The organism is Pseudolysobacter antarcticus (genome assembly GCF_004168365.1).
GTDB lineage: Bacteria > Pseudomonadota > Gammaproteobacteria > Xanthomonadales > Rhodanobacteraceae > Pseudolysobacter > Pseudolysobacter antarcticus.
In genome coordinates, this window is sequence record NZ_CP035704.1 from 1,862,595 (window position 1) to 1,881,431 (window position 18,837).

An 18,837-nucleotide genomic window follows, 5' to 3' on the forward strand; every position below is an offset into this window, starting at 1 on the left:
ACTGTGCGATGCAGTTTTTGAATTGGTAAAGGAAAGTGGCATGACCGATACTCGAAAATTCTTTCGCCGCAGCGCAGGCGTGAATCGTGATGTTTGCAAGAACGCGCTCGCGTGTTTACTGCTGCTGGCTTTCGGATTTTCGACCGTGGCGATGGCCCAGGTTCGCGATCTCGTGCGCGGCAGCGTGGATAGCAACAACGTCGTGCGCTTGAGCGAGTCAAAAGTCTCGTGGGCGTCCGCAGAAAATGATCTTGGCGCGCTCGATGAGGCGACGGTGCTGCAAGCACTCAGTGTGAACCTCAAGCGTTCGGCCATGCGGCAGGCAGCATTTGAAAGCTTGTTGCAGGAGCAGCAGGATCCGGCGTCGGTGAATTTCCACGCGTGGCTGACGCCGCAGCAGGTTGGCGAAAAATTTGGCGCGAGTGCAAACGATATCCAGGCAATAACGGATTGGTTGCAAGCGCAAGGCTTGCATGTCGATCGTGTGGCAAACAGTCGCATGTCGATTAGTTTCAGCGGTAGCGCAGCCAATGTGAAGGCTGCCTTTGGCACCGAGCTGCATCGTTATCGAGTCAACGGCGAAACGCGGATTGCGACGGTGGATACACCGCGTGTGCCGGCTGCACTGGTTGGCGTGATCCAGTCAGTGCGGGGATTGATCACAGCAAGAACGCACTCGTATCACACTTTAACCCAGCATCAGAGCAGTGCGCCGATGCCCGGTGCGACCCAGCCGGAACTTTCGATTTGTCCGCCGGCAGGCACTTGCAGATATTTCCTCACTCCGGCGGATTTCGCCACTATTTATGGCATGAAGCCAGTGTTGCAGCAGAGCATCAATGGCGCGGGACAGAACATTGCGATTGTCGGACGTGCACAAGTTTCTAATGCCGATATCGAAGCCTTCGAACATGTCACCTCATTGCCGAATTCCGACCCGATTCTGATAGTTCCACCGGCCGGTATTTCGCCGCCGCCGGCAAGTACCTCATGCACCGATACTGATCCCAGCGATTGCGGCAAGGCAAACGATCAATCGGAAGCCACGCTGGATGTCGAACGCGCCATCGGCACCGCACCCGGTGCCACGATTTACCTCGTTGCCAGTACCGACGTCGATAACCAAGACGGCGTGCTTATCGCCACGGAACATGTGATTGACGACACTCCGCTTTTTGCGAAAATCCTGAGTATCAGTTTCGGCAGCTGCGAGTCAGATGCACCACCCAATGGCCTGAGTTACCTTGATCAACTTTTCAGTCAGGCGGCGATCGAGGGAATTTCGGTCCTGGTAGCTTCCGGCGATTCTGGTGTGGCGGGGTGCGATACGACTGGCACGCCACCCAAGCTACAATTTCGTAGCCCGAATGCGCTGTGCTCGTCGAGTTACGTCACGTGTGTCGGCGGTACGCAGTTCGCCGATACCACTAACTCGAGCGCGTACTGGAGTTCGGTTAATGTAACCGGATACGCCTCGGCGCTCGGATATATTCCTGAAGGTGGTTGGAACGAGCCGCTCGATAGCAGTAATGCGAGCCAGATCGCGGCATCCGGGGGTGGCGTCAGTGCGTATCTGCCAACGCCGAGCTGGCAGGCTGGCGTGGGTGTACCCGGCACGCAAGGTCGTTATACCCCGGACGTGGCTTTCAGCGCCTCGCAACACGATGGCTATTTCACGTGCATCGCTTCGGGCAACGGCTCGTGTGTCGCGAATTCGCAAGGCAGTTTCGGTTTTATTGCGATCGGCGGAACATCGGCCAGTACCCCGAGCATGGCTGGGATCGTGGCGTTGTTGAACCAGAAACTCGGCGGTCCGCAAGGCAATCTGAATCCGCGTTTGTATGCGTTGGCGGCAACGCCATCGAACGGCGTATTTCACGATGCCACGCCTGCGTCGAGCGGCGTCACCAGTTGCGTAATCACGATTCCGAGCATGTGCAACAACAGCATGCCAGGACCGACGGATCTGAGCGCGGGATTGACGGGTTATCCGCTGACGACGGGCTACGACGAAGTGACCGGACTCGGCTCGATCAACGTACAGAATTTGCTGGCGCAATGGGTAGCGACGGTGCCGACTTTTTTTGTCCCGATCCGACGTTGTCGATACGCGCCTTTGCATTGTTGACCGGTAGACTGCCGGTAAAACGATGATGCATTTTGTTGTTTGCAAACTAGGTCTTTGGGCCAGATAAGTCGACATGAGTTCGGCATCCAGTAAACTGCTACCTCTCTTTGACTGATCGCCAATCGATGTCCGGATCGCCCTTGCTTGCCGAATTGATCGACGCGTTGCGCTGCCTTCCTGGTGTTGGCGCCAAGTCAGCGCAGCGCATGGCGTTTCACCTGCTGGAGCGCGATCGCAGCGGCGCGCAGCGGTTGTCGGCCAAGCTCACCGAGGCGATGCAGCGGATCGGTAATTGCACGCGTTGCCGTACCTTCAGCGAGACACCACTGTGTGCGTTGTGCGCGAATAGCGGTCGCGATCGGCAACTGTTGTGTGTGGTCGAGTCGCCGGTCGATCAACTCGCCGTGGAGCAGGCTACGGGTTATCGCGGACAGTATTTTGTGCTGCTCGGCAGGCTCAGTCCGATTGATGGCGTGGGTCCGCGCGAACTAGGTCTGGATTTGCTCGCTGCGCGCCTTGCGGAAGGCGAAATTTCGGAATTGATCATCGCCACCAATCCGACCATCGAAGGCGAGGCGACGGCGCATCTGCTGAATCAGATTGCAGCGCAGGCGAGCGTGCGCGCGACGCGTCTTGCGCACGGCGTGCCACTCGGCGGCGAGCTGGAATTCATTGATCGCGGCACGCTGGCGCATGCGTTCGGCAGTCGGCATACCCTTTAAAATTTTCCGCGTTATTCCACGCCATCGGAGCCTGTGCCATGAGCGAAAAAACTCTCTTCAGCAAAATTATCGAACGCGAAATTCCGGCAGATATCGTCTACGAGGACGAGCAGATCATCGCGTTCCGCGACATCGCGCCACAAGCACCGCGGCACGCGTTATTCGTGCCGAAAAAACCGATCGCCACCCTCAACGATGCCGAGCCGGAAGACGCTTTGCTGATCGGCAATCTGTTCCTTGCTGCAGCTAGGTACGCCAAGGCTGAAGGTTTTGCCGAAAATGGCTATCGCTGCGTTATCAACTGCAATCGCGATGGTGGACAGACCGTGTTTCACTTGCATCTACATCTGCTGGCAGGACGCGCGTTGCACTCGAATTTTGCGTGATACCCACGGCGCAATCGTGAATCTACTCGACGCAGCGATCACGCCGCGTCGAGAGTTTCAGCATTCAAAAATCAATGGTGTCCGTGACGAATGATAACTACCGGGCCGCCATAAAAACCGCCGTACCAGCCGCTGTTGCCGTACCAGAACGGATCGTAACCGTACGGTCCGTAGCCCCAGCCACCGTAACCGGCCGGAAATGCAGAAGCCGTGCGCTTGGGCCATAGATAAACCTCGTCCGCATTGACCTTGGCGTAGGTGTAGTTGTAATCGCCAACCGCGTGTTGCTCGCTGCCGCTGGTTGTGCCGACTACCGTGACATCGCGTCCCTTGGTGTACACCGCTGGATCGTAAAAGCCTTGGCGACAGGCGATGAAACGACCATTGCTTTGGTCGTGCATGTTCGGGCGCGCATCGCTGAATAGTTCGCGTGCGAGAATTTCAAAACAGGTGCTGTCGGCGTGCGGTTCGACCTTGATGATTTCACCGCCCCACCGCACCCGCTGACCGCTTTGATTGCTGGTCAGCGCCTGCTGCGGCGTGATTGCCGGATATTCCCCAGCCAGCGGCTTTGGCACGGTCGCGCATGCGCTCAAGGCCAGTGCGGCTGCCACACTTAAAATAACGGTACGCATGGAATGATCCTCCAGAAACGATGATTTACGCTTGCCATCATACGACGCCTTTGATGGTTACTTCGTCGCAGAAGTGCAACTGTTTTGCTAAGGTTTACGTTTGCTTACGCGCAGCGCATGCACTGCGCGATCGAACAAATGCAATTCCGCGCTGTCGCATAACGCATGGGCATAACGCAGGTTGACATAACGTTGTGCCAGCGCACGAATGGCCGTTGCGGATTCCGGTAGAGATGCTGCCGCGCGTGCGCAAAAATCGCGCGGACCTTCGCTCGCCGCGCGTTTCACACCCGCCCGCGCGAGCTTGCTACACAACAATGCGTAACTGCGATCGAGTGCATCTTCGGCACCGCGTGATCGACGCAGCGTCCACAGTGTCATGCCGGCGAGGATCACGCTGATGCAGCCACTCAGCACCCAGGCGAGCTGAGCGTAATCGGCATGTTCGATGCCAAACGGCTGCAACAATCCGCCCTGACGCAAGGCATTGAACTGCACCACGGCCTCGTTCCACCAGCGGTTGGCCAGATCGAACTGGTTGCGCAAGCTCGCGATCCATTCCGGGTGATACCAGGATTCGCGATCACCACCACGCGTGGCGGTGGCGCCGAGCTCGATCCGGCTTGGGCTGACTTCGGCGGTAGGATCAATCCGCACCCAGCCGCGTTGCGGCAACCAGACTTCCGACCAAGCATGTGCATCCGACTGGCGCACCAGCAAATAGCGGCCGACATTGCTGAAATAACCACCTTGATAGCCCGTGACAACGCGTGCCGGAATGCCGGCCGCGCGCATCAGAAACGTGAATGCCGAGGAATAATGCTCGCAGAAACCTGCGCGCGTATCGAACAGGAATTCATCCACCGATTCGCGTCCGAGTTCCGGTGGCGCCTGGGTGTAGCTGTAGTCGCTGCGAAAGCGCTGCAACACCTCACGTACCACGGCGACGTCGTCATCGGGATGCGCAGCACGAAGTTGCTGAGCTAGGGCAACACTGCGCGGATTGAAACCACGCGGCAGTTGCAGCGCACGCCGGCGCTCGGTCGCGGAAAGCTCGGGTTGCAACACGTAATCAAGTACCGAGCGCAAATGATAACGACGCGGATTGGTGCTGTCGCGGTGGCGCCCGCTTACGGTGAGATCGGCAAAACGGGTGGCATCGGCGGGCACCTCGATCGGTACGTCCAGTGCGAGCATCCAGCGCTGCAAGCTCGGCTCCTGGGTCACGTCGTAGTCGATCGTGGCACCACTGTTAGTGATCGTGACTTGCGCCGCCGTATCTGCCCACTCGGGCCGAGTCCACGCGCGGCCATCAAAATTCCATAACACCGGTCCGCGCCAATAACGTTTGGCCGGTGCTGGTGCTTCGCCTGTGAAGCCGACGCGGAATGCCGGGCTGTCGTCATTCAACAGATTCGAGATATCGCCGGGCGACATGCGATCGCTCAAGCCCGTGCGGGCGGAGTCGCCATCGTTCGGCGCACCCCACAATGGCGAAGTGAATCGCGGGATCAGCAGAAACGCACACAACGCCAGCGGTGCGCCCGCCAGCAGACTCAGGCCCGCATCGCGCAGGTAGTGGATCAGCTGTGGTCGCCACGGCGCGGTGCTGTTGGCTGGCTGGACCTGCAACTGGCGCAACACCGCCAGCAACAGGATCAGTACCAGCATCAGAAACGCGGTGTAGAACAGACTTTGCGCGAACAACAGCGCGCTCATCAGTACAAATGCCGCGAACAAAACCGCGGCGCGGGCATCACGCGTAGTCTCGCTTTCGACCAACTTCAGCACGAGCATGCCGCAGGCCAGCGCGCTGCCGGGTTCGCGCCCGAATACATTGCCGTATTGCATCAAGGTAAGCGCGACGATCAACAACGCCAGCGGCAGTTTAAGCAATGCCGACACCGGCGTGGGGCGCCAGCGGCGTTGCCACCAGCGTGCGCACAGCAACGCTGGCAACAACAACGTGAGCGACCACGGCAAGCGCGAAAGATGCGGCAGAATCGCAGCGAATACCGCGATACTGAGCAGGCTGAATTGCCGCACGCTGAGCTTGGCCAGAACCGCGCTCACTGTTGCGCTCCTGGCATCAACGCGAGTGCCTGCAAACACGCATGCCGATGCGCTTCGCCGCTGTCCGGGGCGAGGCGTTGCTGCGGCAATATCAGTTCGTAACGCATTCCCGCGACCGCCGCTTGGTTTACCCACGCGGCAAGACGCGAAATGCGTGCTTCGTAGGCGAGTTCCGGTAATTGCGCCCAATCGAAAAGCAGCTCGATACCTTGGCGGCGCTCGAGTTCGCGCACGAGCAATCGATCGTGCCGCGCACTGGCTTTCCACGCGATCAATCGTTGTGCATCGGCGTGGCGATAATCGCGTAAATTGGCGAACTCGTCATCCGCGCCACGCATCGCACGCTGACCTTCCGCGCGCGTCGCTAGCGGAAAACCCGGCGCATGTACTTCGAGCTGCGGATACACCAGAAAACGCACAGACGGATTCAGGTAACTCCATGGCCGAAACAGCCCGAACGGATAATCGGTGGAAATCTGCAACCGCCCCGGCGCCAACCAGCCGCGACGGTCGGTAGCCAGTTCCGCGCTGATGCGATTTTCCTGTTGCGGCAATAAATCGAATGGCGTCATACCGAACGTGCCGCTCAGGCACAGGCCGTAGTGTGCACGCTCGGGAGTGCTGAAGTTCAGCGCGAAACTCATCGCCTCGCCAGCGTGTACAGGGGCGACCTGCGCACTGTGCAATTCGACCTGATCGAGATTACGCACCGCACGAAATACACTGGTCAACAGCGCCGCACCGAGCAGACTGGTCAGCAACAACGCGGGATTGTTGCCGTAGTTGAGCGCGGCCATCAGCATCACGAACAGCATCAGTGCAAATGCCAGCCCGTAGCGTGTCGGCCGCACGTAAATGCGATGACGATGCAGGCGGATCGGCAAGGTTTCCGCCTGGCGCAGACGCGTCAGCGCCGGCAGACGTTTCTCGGCGACTCGCAGCAGACGTTCACGCGTGGTGCTGGCGCCGGTCGCGGTATGTTCGCGGCGAGTCATGCCGAGTCAGCGCACCGGCACCTGTGCCAGCAGTTCGCGCGCGATTGAATCACACGTGCGGCTGGTCGTCGGCGCGGGAATCAGGCGATGCGCGGCAATCTCGACGAACACAGCCTGCAAGTCCTCGGGAATGCAGTACGCGCGTGCTTCAAGCAACGCATACGCGCGCGCTGCGGCGAGTAGCGCAAGGCCGGCGCGTGGCGAAAGGCCGACGCGGATATCAGCATGACTGCGGCTCGCGGCGAGCAGTGCTTGTACGTAGTCAATCAGCGCGGGCGTGGTCACGATTTTTGTCACCTCCACGCGCAACTGCAGAATCTGCGTCGCGCTGATGCACGGTTTTGAGCTGCCGATCAGGACACGTCGGTCGGTTCCGGTGAGCAGTTCGCGCTCGGCTTGCGCATTCGGGTAATCCAGACTGATGCGCAGCATGAAGCGATCGAGTTGCGAATCCGGCAACGGATAAGTGCCGGCGAGATCGAGCGGATTTTGCGTTGCCACCACAAAAAACGGTGTCGGCAGCGGATGCGTGGCGCCATCGACGGTGACTTGTTCTTCGGCCATCGCTTCGAGCAGCGCGCTTTGGGTTTTCGGCGTGGCGCGATTGATTTCATCGGCCAGCACGAGCTGCGCAAACAGCGGGCCGGGATGGAATACGAACTCGGTGCGTTCGCGCTCGTAGACACTGACGCCGATGATGTCCGACGGCAACAGATCACTGGTGAACTGCACGCGCTGGAAACTCAGATCAAGCGTGGCGGCGAGCGCATGCGCCAGCGTGGTCTTGCCGACGCCGGGCATATCTTCGATCAACAGATGGCCACCAGCGAGCATGCACGCCAGCGCGAGACGCACTTGGCGTGGCTTGCCGAGCACAATCTGGTTGAGCTGGGTGAGGGCGAGCTGCAGCGCGTCGGCGAGTGCCGCGGCGGGCAGGGGAGCGGGAGAGTCAGGCATGGGCGAGCGGCGTCGAGTGGATATGCGCAGATACTATGCCATGCGCTGTGGAGACGATGTAGCGATCCGTCGCGAAATTTCAAGCGTGGATGTCGGGACTGCAGTCGCCACTCGCTTTCTTGCGCACCGAATCTGTGTCGTATTGCAAAAAAAATGGCACCGCAGATGCAGTGCCATTGGGTTTTGTCGCGTCGCGATTTTTCGCGATTAGTCGATTGTTCAGCAGAGATCAGTTCAGGCTTTCGATACGACGACGGCGGAAGTACACCGCAGCCGCAAGCATCGCGATACCGGCTGCCACGCCGATCCACATTTCGGGACGAGTCAGTGCGGAGAATATCCAGTTCCATTGCAACACCAGCGTCTCGCGGCTGCCACTGACGGCATTCGTACCGTCGATGACTTGTCCGATCGCGCTTTTATCGAATCCATTCTCCGTCCACAACCAGCTCGCTGGCACGATGCTGAGCAACAGGCGCATGAACACGTTGCGCAGATACCAGCTACTCGGCAGAGCGAAATTTTGCAGCAGACCCGAGAACGTAATCGCCCAGCCTAGCAGCACCAGCGGCAGGATCGCCCAGGCAATCGGACGGCTGCGCGCAAAGCTCGAACACAACAGCAGCCAGCCGTAGCTCGGCAGGGCCCACAGCGCGCTGATTGGCAACAGCACCAGCATTTTTGTCCAGACCGTGAGCGGCGATGCGGCGTGCCAGATCAAGGTCATCGGATTCACGTTGTGCAGCAGCATGAACACGCTCAGGATCAGCAGAAAGGCGAGCTGCATGACGATGGTGATGGCAAAAGCCATGAGCGGAGCGGTGATCGCCGCGGTGAATAGTTTCGACGCGACTGTGCCGACATCCGAGATCGGCAGCGACTTCCAGAACAGTACGCTGCGATCCTTGCGATCGTCATACAGCGCACCGAGCAGATAGAAGAACACGACGAAGAACAGCACGATCTGCGGGAACAGCGAGAGCGACAACAGGGCGGTATCGAGCGCGGCGCTGACAACCGACATCTGCTCCTGCGACAAGCTCGTGCTCAGCGCACTCAACGACACGCCGACCGTGACTGTCGCATGCAGTTTGTCCTGCAAAACTTCACCAACGATGACAGCGCTTGCGATCAACAGCAGCACGATGCCCGCAGTCCACACCTGCGCCCAGAAAAATCCGCCGCGATGCTCCCAATATTCGCGTTTCAACAGCCAGCCGAAGGTCTTCATGCGTAAGCTCCTTTCATCGTGGCAACAAACAGGTCGGCGATATTCGGTGTATGCACTTCACCGAGCGTGGCGAGGTGCGCGCGATCCACACCGTCGAACAGGAAAACCGATTTGCCGAAAATCTGTCGTTCATCGAGCGGCTTGAGAGCACGCGCGGCATCGGCCTTGTCGGCGTTGACCATCACTTCGGTGTAACGCTCGCCGAGTGCTTCCATCGTGGTATTGAGTACGATCTTGCCATCGCGGATAAAAATCAGATCTGTAAGGATGTGCTCGATTTCCTCGACCTGATGCGTGGTGATGATGATGGTTTTTTCGGCATCGAAATAATCGTTGAGCAGGCTCTGATAGAACTCCTTGCGATACAGGATATCCAGGCCTAACGTCGGCTCATCGAGCACGAGCAGCTTGGCGTCGATCGACATCACCAGCGCCAGATGCAGTTGCACAATCATGCCTTTCGACAACTCACGTACGCGCATCGTCGGCTTGAGTTTGGTGCGGGCCAGAAATGCCTCGCACTTCACCCGCGAAAAACGCGGATGGATACCTTCGACAAAATCGACTGCTTCACCAACACGTAGCCAGCGCGGCAGCACCGCCACGTCGGCGATGAAACACACGTCGTGCATGAGCTGGAAGCGTTGCTGGCGCGGATCGAGGCCGAGCACGGACAATTCGCCATCGAATTCGCTCAGGCCGAGGATGGCTTTCAGCGCGGTGGTCTTGCCCGCGCCGTTCGGGCCGATCAGGCCGATGATTCGTCCCGGCTCGATGGTCAGATCAACATGATCCAGCGCGACGGTGGTGCCGTAGCGTTTGCTCAGGTCGCGTGCTTGTATGACGGCATTCATGCAGATTCTCCGTTTTTTTCCGCGTGCGATAATAAGGTCTTGAGATCGATGCCCATGCGTTTCAGGCGCGCGTAAAGCGGCGGCCATTCTTGCTGCAGGAATTGTTCGCGCTCGGAGGTCAGCAGCGCGGCCTGTGCGCCGTCGCTCACGTACATGCCGAGTCCGCGGCGTTTTTCCACGAGCTGCTCGTCGACCAGTTCCTGATATGCCTTGGAAACGGTCAGCGGGTTGATCTGGAAATCCGCCGCCACCTGGCGCACCGAGGGCAGGGCATCACCTTGTTTCAATATGCCATCCAGAATCATCGCCACGACGCGGTCACGCAGTTGACGGTAGATCGGGATGTTGTCGCTCCAGGTTATGCTCATGATTAATCCTTGCGCACATGGGGCAGCAATTTGCCGAAGCTGTAGTACGGAACGCTGAGGCGCAGATGCGGCAGGGTCGGCATCTGTGCTACCACGTTATCGATGGGTTCGAGGTCCAGCGCCGTGCCGCTGTTGCTGCCGGTCTCGGCGTAAGCGGCGAGTGTATCGGCGTCGGGGCGTACCGTGATAGATGGCAGCAGAACCGGCGGCAATGTTGTCTTGGGCGCGCTTGCGGCTGCCGAACTTACGCGGTTTGGGCCAGTATGCACGGCATAGGCCCAAACCAAAGCATCCAGACCGAACAGTGCCAGTGCCAGCCAGAGTCGAAGTGCGATACGTGTGCTCATGATGTTCTCCGTCGCTGAAAGTTGCTTGGTGTGTTAGTTAACTATAACACCATATTTGCGGCTGTCAAGCGCGAATAGCAAAATTCTTATCGGGGAGCGTATTCGCGTCCGGATGAAAGGATTTCGCTCTTGCTCATGTCTATGTAACTCGCCCTTACCTCATTGGAGAAAACCCATGTCCGTCAAACCGCTACTGGCGCTGACGATTGCATTTGCTTCCACCTCGGCGCTGGCTTGCAGCGATCTGCTGAATACCGATTTCCGCCCGCTGGCCGGCAAGGAAAAAGTGAACCTGTGCAAGGAATACGGCGGCAAGGTGCTACTGGTGGTCAACACCGCGAGCAAGTGCGGGTTCACGCCGCAATACGATGCGCTGGAAGCGTTGCACGCCAAATATTCGTCGCAGGGGTTTGCCGTGGTCGGGTTTCCGTCCAACGATTTCATGAATCAGGAACCCGGCACCGAAGCCGAGATCAAGGATTTCTGCACGCTTACTTATGGCGTGAAGTTTCCGATGTTCGAAAAAGTGCACGTCAAGCAGGGCGAGGCAAATCCGTTTTACGACAAGCTCGCCGCCGCTGTGGGTGGGCATTATCCGAGCTGGAATTTCTACAAGTACCTGATCGATCGCAATGGCAACGTGGTCGCGGACTTCACTAGCAAGATCACACCGACCGATCCCAAGCTGGTCGGCGAAATCGAAAAGTTGATTGCGGCGAAACCGTCGTCCGAATCTGCGTCTGGCAAAGCGGGCAGCGCGCCGAACTGATCTTTCCGCGTGCCCCGCGGCAAAGCGCGGGGCACGTGAAGTCATAGACGCTGATTGATCTTGCGTATCATCCAGCCGAGCAGCGGAATGTGCTGGAATAATCCATCTGCGGCGTTCCAGAAATCCTGATGGAAAATCACGCGACCATCGCTATCAAAACGAATCTGGCTGATGCCGATGCTCTCAGTATCCTGGCCGCGCGAAAAACGTTTGAAGCGAATACGCATGCGCCAGCGAAAATAATAATCGCCCTTACCATTGCTGATTACATCGTCGACTTCGACCACGCATAGTTCGGTCGCCGCAGCGCTATCCTGCAGGTAATGACGCAGGCTCGCACGATCGTGCAAGGTCTTGAGCGTGTCGTTGAAATACAAACGTTCGGCGTAAGTATGGTCGAGCAGATCGTCGATCTTGCCTGGCGAAAAATCGGCGAAGAATTGCTTGAATCGCGCGATGGCGGCTTGCTCGGCGCTTGAGCCGGGAACCAGTGCCACGGCTTCGATATTTTTTGATTGGTTCAGTACGTCGATATATTCCATGCCAGCCTCGCTGATCGAGGCGAGAGAATAATCGAAACGTCTGTCAGCGCGCGGTGAACGCGCGACGCTGAGTCAACAAAGCGGGCTTTCGAAGATCAAGCGCTCTCGGCTTGTTCCAATGATTCCTGCACACCAAGCCACGCTTCTTCGGTACTTGCGAATTCGCTTTTCAGCAGGCCTTGTTGTTTGACCAGATCGGAAAGCTTGCTGGCCTGGCTGCCATCATAAAGCGCGGGATCGAGCAACAAGGTATCGATCTTGCGTTTCTCTTCTTCGATCTTGGCCATGCGTTTTTCGAGCTTGCCGAGCTCGTTGCGCAACGGTACCAGACGCGCACGCGCCTCAGCTCGCTCGCGGCGTTGGTCGCGTTTCGATCCGCCACTGCCGCTATCGGTTTCGCCAGCCGCGCTGGCATTGTCGTTGCGCACGACTTCGCGCGCGTAATCGTCGAGATCGCCTTCGTACGGTGACACGCAGCCGTTGGTTACCTTGAGCAAGGTATCGCAGCATGCGCGGATCAGCGAGCGATCATGCGACACCAAAACCATTGCGCCGGCGAAATCCTGCAACGCTTCCGTCAGACCTTCGCGCATGTCCAGGTCGAGATGGTTGGTAGGTTCATCCAGCAACAGCAAATTCGGGCGCTGATACACCGTCATCGCGAGACAAAGCCGCGCTTTTTCGCCGCCGGAAAACGGCGCGACTTTTTCCAGCGCACGTTCGCCGTTGAAACCGAAACCGCCGAGGAAATCGCGTGCGCCCTGTTCGCCGAGTTTTGGATCGAGCAGCTTCAGATGTTCGACCGGCGTGGCATCGTGATCCAGCTGTTCGAGCTGATGTTGCGCGAAATAGCCGATGCGCAAATCCTTGGCTTCGAGGCGTTCGCCCGAAAGCGGTGCGAGCGCGCCGGCGAGCATCTTGATCAACGTCGATTTACCAGCGCCATTCGCGCCGAGCAGGGCGATACGCTGGCCCGGCACCAGATTGAATTTAATGCCGTTTAGAATCACACGGTCGCCATAACCGACACTGACTTCATCCATTTTCAGCAAAGGTTGCGGCAACGCGTGCGGCTGGCGGAATTCAAAACGGATCGACGATTCGGCGCGAATCGGCGCGAGAAACGTCATGCGCTCCAATGCTTTCAAGCGGCTCTGCGCCTGGCGCGCCTTGGTCGCCTGTGCGCGGAAACGATCGATGAAACCCTGCAGGTGCGCGCGTTCGCGTTGCTGTTTGGCGATCATCGACTGGGTCTGCGAAAGCCGCTCGGCGCGCTTGCGCTCGAAACCGCTCAAATTACCGGCGAACAATTCCACTTTTTCGTCGGCGATGCTCAGGATGTGTGTGGCAACCGTATCGAGGAATTCGCGATCGTGCGAAATCAGCAGCAAGGTGCCGGGATAACTTTTCAGCCAGGTTTCGAGCCAGACCACCGCATCGAGATCCAGATGGTTGGTCGGTTCGTCCAGCAGGAGTAGATCGGAGCGACACATCAGCGCCGTCGCCAGATTCAGGCGCATGCGCCAGCCGCCGGAGAAATCGCGCACCGGGCGATTTTCATCGGACGAACTGAAACCGAGTCCATGCAGCAATCGGCCGGCGCGCGAACGCGCGGTATAACCGTCGATCGCCGCGAGTTTTTCGTGCAGCGTGCCGAGGCATTCACCATCGTGCGCTTGTTCGGCAACCGCGATCGCATTGTCGAGCTCGCGCCATTCGGTATCGCCGTCGAGCACGTAGTCGATCGCGCTGGATTCGAGCGCAGGAGTTTCCTGGCGTACATGCGCGAGCGTCCAGTTACGCGGCCGTTCGAAAGTGCCCGCATCCGGCCCCATCTCGCCGCTGACCAAGGCGAGAAAACTCGATTTGCCCGCGCCGTTACGCCCGGTAATACCCACACGCCAGCCCGCATGGATCGCGAACGTGGCTTCGGAAAACAATAGTTTGGACCCACGCCGCAGCGCGAGAGAATCTGATCTAAGCATTCGCCAATTCTAGCAAGCCGTGCCCGTGCCCGCACTGAATTTCTTGCGCTGCAACATTTGTCGATAGCGCATGCGATTGCGCATTTTGTGCGAGGACGCGAATCGCTGTGAGCACGTAAAGTTTTGTGCATACCTGATTTCTAATCCAGGTTATCGATGCAAGAATTTGATATGAAAGATAATTCCTTTAAAGATTTATGAACGAAAACTGAGAGGCGAGGTCTGCGCGAGGGAACCTCAAGCCGCGCCTGTCGTCGAAAGCTGGCGATGGTTTGCCTTCAAGACCAGACCCCGCCACAATACGCCGCCCCCGCAAAGCCGTTTGTTGTATTCGACGGCTCGCAGGCCGTATTTGGCCGGCACCTTTTATTCGACTCTCAGGAGCACTTAATGAACCAGTTTTTGCGCAAGACCCTGATGGCTGCCAGCGTTATGGCCGCCGTTGCAAGCGTTTCCGTTTACGCGGCCGATGCCCAGCTGAAAACCGACAAAGACAAGAGCAGCTACATGGTCGGTATGGATGTAGGCAAGGGCCTGTCGCAAATCAAGGACGAGCTGGACATCAGCGTCGTGATCCAGGCGATGCAGGCCGTGATCAAGGGCGACAAGCCTGCTCTGTCTGACGAAGAGTACGCCAAGGTGCGCAAGGAATTCGCCGAAAAGCTGCAGGCCAAACAGGCCGGCAAGGCGAAGGAAGCCGCCGAGAAGAACAAGACCGAAGGCGACGCTTACCTCGCCAAGAACAAGACCAAGGCTGGCGTGAAGACGACGGCTTCGGGCTTGCAGTATGAAGTGGTCACCGAAGGCAAAGGCCCGAAGCCGAAAGCCAGCGATACCGTGAAAGTGAACTACACCGGCACCAAGATCGACGGCACCAAGTTCGACGCTTCTGCCGATCACGGCGGCCCGGCGACGTTCCCGCTCAGCGGCGTGATTCCTGGCTGGACTGAAGCCCTGCAGATCATGCCGGTCGGCAGCAAGTACAAGTTCGCGATTCCGGCGGCTTTGGCTTATGGCGATCACGCTCCTGATCCGATCGGCCCGAATGCGACGTTGTTGTTTGACGTCGAGTTGGTCAGTATCGAGAAGCCGGAAGCGGCCGCAGCGCCGGCTCCGGCAGCACCGCCCGTCAAGAAGTAAGATTCGTTTCATGCAATCTCGGGGCGCGCCGGTTTCGGTGCGCCCTTTTTGTTTGTAGTGTCTGATATTGGTTGAATTGCGCCGCCCAGCCTACAATTCGCTTTATTCCTGCACGGCTACGGTTAGAGCGCATGCGCATCACTATATTCGGCACCGGCTATGTCGGCCTGGTCACCGGTACTTGTCTCGCCGAAGTCGGCAACGATGTCATTTGTGTCGATGTCGATGCGGCCAAAGTCGCACGCCTCAACGATGGTGAAATTCCGATTTTTGAGCCGGGCCTGGACGAACTCGTGCGCGACAATCGCGCCGCCGGTCGACTACATTTCACCACTGCTGCGGAGCCTGCGATTGCGCATGGCCAGATGGTATTTATCGCCGTCGGCACTCCGCCCGACGAAGACGGCAGCGCCGATCTTTCGCACGTACTCACTGTGGCGCGCAGCATCGGCCAGCACATCACGCGCTATACCGTGGTGGTCAACAAATCGACGGTGCCGGTCGGTACAGCGGATCGTGTGCGCGCGGCCATCAGCGCCGAGTTGCTGATACGTGGCCTCGACGTACCGTTCGATGTGGTTTCCAATCCCGAATTCCTCAAAGAAGGCGATGCCGTCAAGGACTGCCTGCGCCCGGATCGCATCATTCTCGGTGCCGACAGCGCGCGCGCGATCGAGGCGATCAAGGCGTTGTACGCACCATTCAATCGCAATCACGAACGTCTTGTGCTGATGGATGTGCGTTCCGCCGAGCTGACCAAATACGCGGCCAACGCGATGCTTGCGACCAAGATCAGTTTCATGAACGAGATGGCGAATATCGCTGAGCATGTCGGCGCCGATATCGAACTCGTGCGCATCGGCATCGGCTCCGATCCGCGCATCGGTTATTCGTTCATTTATCCGGGCGCTGGCTACGGCGGTTCGTGTTTTCCGAAAGACGTCCAGGCGCTTGAACGCACCGCTCGCGCGCACGGTTACAACGCGCGGGTATTGAGTGCGGTCGAGGCGGTGAACGTGGATCAAAAAGACAAACTGTTCGTATTGATCGAGCGCCATTTCGGCGGTGACTTGGCCGGCAAGACGATCGCATTGTGGGGCCTGGCGTTCAAGCCGAATACCGACGACATGCGCGAAGCGCCGAGCCGACGTTTGCTCGAACAGTTGTGGGCTGCGGGTGCCAAGGTTCGCGCCTACGATCCCGAAGCGCGTCACGAGGCCGCGCGCCTGTATGGCGAGCATGCCGGTCTGCTACTTTGCGAACATCCACACGACGCGCTGGAGCATGCCGATGCGCTCGTGATCGTGACCGAATGGAAGGAATTCTGGAGCCCGGATTTCGAGCGCATCAAGGCCACGTTGAAGTCGCCGGTGATTTTCGACGGTCGCAATATCTACGAACCACGCACGGTCGAAGCGGCTGGCATCGCGTACTACGGCATCGGTCGCGGCCGCAGTCTGTTGCCAGCCCATGCCGCTGCGCGCAACGTTTGAACAGGAACAAAAAAACAGTCATGACCGATTTGCTGGAACAACGCCTGACCGATCTCGAAGTGCGCTTCGCCTTCGTCGACGACATGGTGCAGACGCTCAACACGATGGCCGCAAATCAGGATCGGGTATTGTTCAAAATGCGTCAGGAATTCGAGCGTTTGCGCCAGGATCTGGATGCGATCAAGACCGGTCTTTCCCACGATGCGCGCGAAGAAGCGCCTCCACCGCATTATTAGAGTTAAGTCATGGCAGATTCCCTACGCGATCAGCTGCTCAAAAGCGGCCTGGTACAAAAACTCAAGGTCGAGGTAAAGCCAGCGCCAGCGCCGGCCAAACCACAATCGCGGCATGTGCAGAACAAGCCTCATCACGCGCGCCCGGATCAAGCGAAACGTCCGCATGATGGCGATGAAAAGCAGCGCCGGTCATCGGCGCCCGCGCCGGCAAAATCCGCCGAAGAACTCAATCTGGCGCGCGCCTATGCGCTGCGCGCGCGCGATGAAAAACAGGAGCGCGAACGTACCGAGCGCGCTGCCGCCGAAGTGGCGCGGGAGAAGAAAGAGCGCAAGCAGAAACTCGCGCAACTCGTGTCCGGCAAAAGTCTGAACGATGCGAGCGCAGAACAGGCACGCCACTTCACCCACGGCAACAAGATCCGGCGCATCTATTGCACGCCCGAACAGTTGATCAAACTCAATCTGGGCGAGCTTGGCGTAGTGCAGAACACCGGTCGTTATCTGCTGGTCGATCGCGAAACCGCGCTTGCGGCACAGGCCATCGATACCGATGCGCTGGTGTTGTTGCCCGATCCGAATGCGGCGCCGGACGACGATATTCCCGCGGATTTGATCTGGTAGGCTAGGCGCATCCAGTGGATTCGCGCTGGTTTGCACTTCGGCTCTCGCGAGGAAATTCGATGCGCACTCTGCATGCTGGCTGGTTGATAACGCTGTTCGTGTTGCTGAGTGTCGATGTCGCTTGCGCCAATCCCTTGCCGCGTTTTACCGCGAATGCGGTATGGAATCGTGATATCAGTAGTGCGCCGTTTGCTACGAACTCGGCGACGATGATTTCCACGCTCGGCACATGGGGCAACGGCAATACGATGCAGATCGATTTCTCGATGCACGTGGTGTACGCGGCGGCAAATAGTCCTACCCGGCAAATTTCTCCCGTCGCTGGTTATTACACGGGCGATTGCGATACCGCGGCCGCAGTGAATTTTCCGATGCCGGTCGGCGGTGCGATCGAAGGATCGACAAATTACACGTGCAACCTTGCCAGCGACGACTGCCATCTGCTGGTAGTGCAGGGCAATATTCTGTACGAATCCTACAAATCGAATTTGCAGGGCACCAAGCTGCAATCGATCTGCGTCGTGCATTGGGATCTGAGCAAGGTCTATCCGCCCGAAGGGCGCGGTGATCAATGCACGTCGGCCGACGCTGCCGGTTTTCCGATCGCGCCGTTGTTGTTCAACGCCGATGAAGTGGCTGCGGCACTGAGTGTCAGTAATGGCGATATCGGCCACGCCATCCGATTTGTTTTGCCGAACAATCACATGGCTGCGTCGCGTTACGTCCATCCAGGCACGCATACCACCTCAGCGACAAGCGGCTCGCTGGCCAGCGTGCCTTACGGCTCGCGTTTGCGCCTGCACGGCAATTTCAACATGAGCCATTACAACGCCGCCGCCCAGGTGCTGCTGCGCACGATGCAGCGTTATGGCATCGTGCTGTCGGATGGAGGCGATATCGCACTCACTGCCGAAGACGACCTGCTCACTACGCACAAGTGGGCGGATGCGAATATCGACATCGATTCGCATACGTTCTCGACCGACACGAGCACACCGGTGCATGTGAGTGATTTCGATGTCGTAGAAACCGGTCCGCAACATATTCTCGATGACTGCAATACGCGCACTGCCGAAGACTTTATCTACATCGACCACTTCGATTACTGACGGATATTCCGTCCTCGTTGCGCGCAGTCCGCACAATGTTTCTCCCAGCTATGTTGCTTCTCGCGCTGACCGACACAAGCTGATCTAGCGCGTCATCTTTATACGATTTTTATTTCCCGCCGCGTAATCCTTACTACTTCGCTATGCGCTGCCGCCTAAAGTGCCGCATCGCCAAAGCGGAAGTCGTGTCATGGATATCGTCTACCTCGTTTTACTCGCCGGGCTGGTCGTCAGCACGCTCGGTTA

At 58.3% G+C, this 18,837-nt stretch carries 19 protein-coding genes; 9 read left to right on the plus strand and 10 right to left on the minus strand.

Annotated features, from left to right (window positions below; genetic code table 11):
- Positions 1 to 40 precede the first annotated feature (40 nt).
- From ELE36_RS07900 to ELE36_RS07910, 3 genes are all read left to right on the plus strand, one after another.
- On the plus strand, positions 41 to 2,128 hold the full coding sequence (locus ELE36_RS07900) for a S53 family peptidase (RefSeq protein ID WP_129832548.1): 2,088 nt from the start codon (positions 41 to 43) through the stop codon (positions 2,126 to 2,128).
- A 125-nt stretch (positions 2,129 to 2,253) separates the two neighbouring features.
- Complete coding sequence (gene recR, locus ELE36_RS07905) at positions 2,254 to 2,850, plus strand: recombination mediator RecR (protein ID WP_129832549.1); 597 nt, start codon at positions 2,254 to 2,256, stop codon at positions 2,848 to 2,850.
- Positions 2,851 to 2,888: 38 nt separating this feature from the next.
- Positions 2,889 to 3,236, plus strand: coding sequence for a histidine triad nucleotide-binding protein (locus ELE36_RS07910; RefSeq protein WP_129832550.1), 348 nt, complete (start codon positions 2,889 to 2,891; stop codon positions 3,234 to 3,236).
- A gap of 71 nt (positions 3,237 to 3,307) precedes the next feature.
- Here the strand turns inward: ELE36_RS07910 and ELE36_RS07915 are convergent, their stop codons facing one another.
- From ELE36_RS07915 to ELE36_RS07950, 8 genes are all read right to left on the minus strand, one after another.
- Complete coding sequence (locus ELE36_RS07915) at positions 3,308 to 3,871, minus strand: Slp family lipoprotein (RefSeq protein ID WP_129832551.1); 564 nt, start codon at positions 3,869 to 3,871, stop codon at positions 3,308 to 3,310.
- A gap of 87 nt (positions 3,872 to 3,958) precedes the next feature.
- Positions 3,959 to 5,944 (minus strand): transglutaminase TgpA family protein, encoded by a 1,986-nt coding sequence (locus ELE36_RS07920; RefSeq protein ID WP_165371532.1) that lies wholly within the window; start codon positions 5,942 to 5,944, stop codon positions 3,959 to 3,961.
- The gene (locus ELE36_RS07925) at positions 5,941 to 6,939 is read right to left on the minus strand and encodes a DUF58 domain-containing protein (RefSeq protein WP_129832553.1); all 999 of its coding nucleotides are present in this window, start codon (positions 6,937 to 6,939) and stop codon (positions 5,941 to 5,943) included. Before ELE36_RS07925 ends, ELE36_RS07920 begins: the two co-directional genes overlap by 4 nt.
- Positions 6,940 to 6,945: 6 nt before the next feature.
- Positions 6,946 to 7,896: an AAA family ATPase gene (locus tag ELE36_RS07930; protein WP_129832554.1), complete on the minus strand. Its 951-nt coding sequence runs from the start codon at positions 7,894 to 7,896 to the stop codon at positions 6,946 to 6,948.
- A 229-nt stretch (positions 7,897 to 8,125) separates the two neighbouring features.
- Positions 8,126 to 9,127 (minus strand): hypothetical protein, encoded by a 1,002-nt coding sequence (locus ELE36_RS07935; protein WP_129832555.1) that lies wholly within the window; start codon positions 9,125 to 9,127, stop codon positions 8,126 to 8,128.
- Positions 9,124 to 9,981, minus strand: a complete 858-nt coding sequence (locus ELE36_RS07940) for an ABC transporter ATP-binding protein (protein ID WP_129832556.1) — start codon at positions 9,979 to 9,981, stop codon at positions 9,124 to 9,126. The genes ELE36_RS07935 and ELE36_RS07940 overlap by 4 nt, the downstream gene beginning before the upstream one ends.
- Positions 9,978 to 10,349 (minus strand): GntR family transcriptional regulator, encoded by a 372-nt coding sequence (locus ELE36_RS07945; RefSeq protein ID WP_129832557.1) that lies wholly within the window; start codon positions 10,347 to 10,349, stop codon positions 9,978 to 9,980. The genes ELE36_RS07940 and ELE36_RS07945 overlap by 4 nt, the downstream gene beginning before the upstream one ends.
- Before the next feature lie 2 nt (positions 10,350 to 10,351).
- Positions 10,352 to 10,696, minus strand: a complete 345-nt coding sequence (locus tag ELE36_RS07950) for a hypothetical protein (RefSeq protein WP_129832558.1) — start codon at positions 10,694 to 10,696, stop codon at positions 10,352 to 10,354.
- Positions 10,697 to 10,871: 175 nt separating this feature from the next.
- Here ELE36_RS07950 and ELE36_RS07955 point away from each other — a divergent pair, with 175 nt between their 5' ends.
- Complete coding sequence (locus tag ELE36_RS07955) at positions 10,872 to 11,465, plus strand: glutathione peroxidase (RefSeq protein WP_129832559.1); 594 nt, start codon at positions 10,872 to 10,874, stop codon at positions 11,463 to 11,465.
- Positions 11,466 to 11,506: 41 nt separating this feature from the next.
- Here ELE36_RS07955 and ELE36_RS07960 read toward each other — a convergent pair whose 3' ends face one another.
- Both ELE36_RS07960 and ELE36_RS07965 read right to left on the minus strand, forming a co-directional pair.
- Positions 11,507 to 12,007, minus strand: coding sequence for a nuclear transport factor 2 family protein (locus ELE36_RS07960; RefSeq protein ID WP_129832560.1), 501 nt, complete (start codon positions 12,005 to 12,007; stop codon positions 11,507 to 11,509).
- 95 nt (positions 12,008 to 12,102) lie between these two features.
- Complete coding sequence (locus ELE36_RS07965; RefSeq protein ID WP_129832561.1) at positions 12,103 to 13,992, minus strand: ATP-binding cassette domain-containing protein; 1,890 nt, start codon at positions 13,990 to 13,992, stop codon at positions 12,103 to 12,105.
- A 402-nt stretch (positions 13,993 to 14,394) separates the two neighbouring features.
- Here ELE36_RS07965 and ELE36_RS07970 point away from each other — a divergent pair, with 402 nt between their 5' ends.
- The 5 genes from ELE36_RS07970 (at position 14,395) to ELE36_RS07990 (ending at position 18,591) form a co-directional block, all read left to right on the plus strand.
- The gene (locus ELE36_RS07970) at positions 14,395 to 15,132 is read left to right on the plus strand and encodes an FKBP-type peptidyl-prolyl cis-trans isomerase N-terminal domain-containing protein (RefSeq protein WP_242512390.1); all 738 of its coding nucleotides are present in this window, start codon (positions 14,395 to 14,397) and stop codon (positions 15,130 to 15,132) included.
- A 131-nt stretch (positions 15,133 to 15,263) separates the two neighbouring features.
- Complete coding sequence (locus tag ELE36_RS07975; protein WP_129832562.1) at positions 15,264 to 16,625, plus strand: UDP-glucose dehydrogenase family protein; 1,362 nt, start codon at positions 15,264 to 15,266, stop codon at positions 16,623 to 16,625.
- Positions 16,626 to 16,645: 20 nt separating this feature from the next.
- A complete protein-coding gene (locus ELE36_RS07980) occupies positions 16,646 to 16,861 on the plus strand; it encodes a SlyX family protein (protein ID WP_129832563.1) in 216 nt (71 codons plus the stop codon).
- Between the two features lie 9 nt (positions 16,862 to 16,870).
- Positions 16,871 to 17,482, plus strand: a complete 612-nt coding sequence (locus tag ELE36_RS07985; protein WP_129832564.1) for a DUF2058 family protein — start codon at positions 16,871 to 16,873, stop codon at positions 17,480 to 17,482.
- 59 nt (positions 17,483 to 17,541) lie between these two features.
- On the plus strand, positions 17,542 to 18,591 hold the full coding sequence (locus ELE36_RS07990) for a hypothetical protein (RefSeq protein ID WP_129832565.1): 1,050 nt from the start codon (positions 17,542 to 17,544) through the stop codon (positions 18,589 to 18,591).
- Positions 18,592 to 18,837 lie beyond the last annotated feature (246 nt).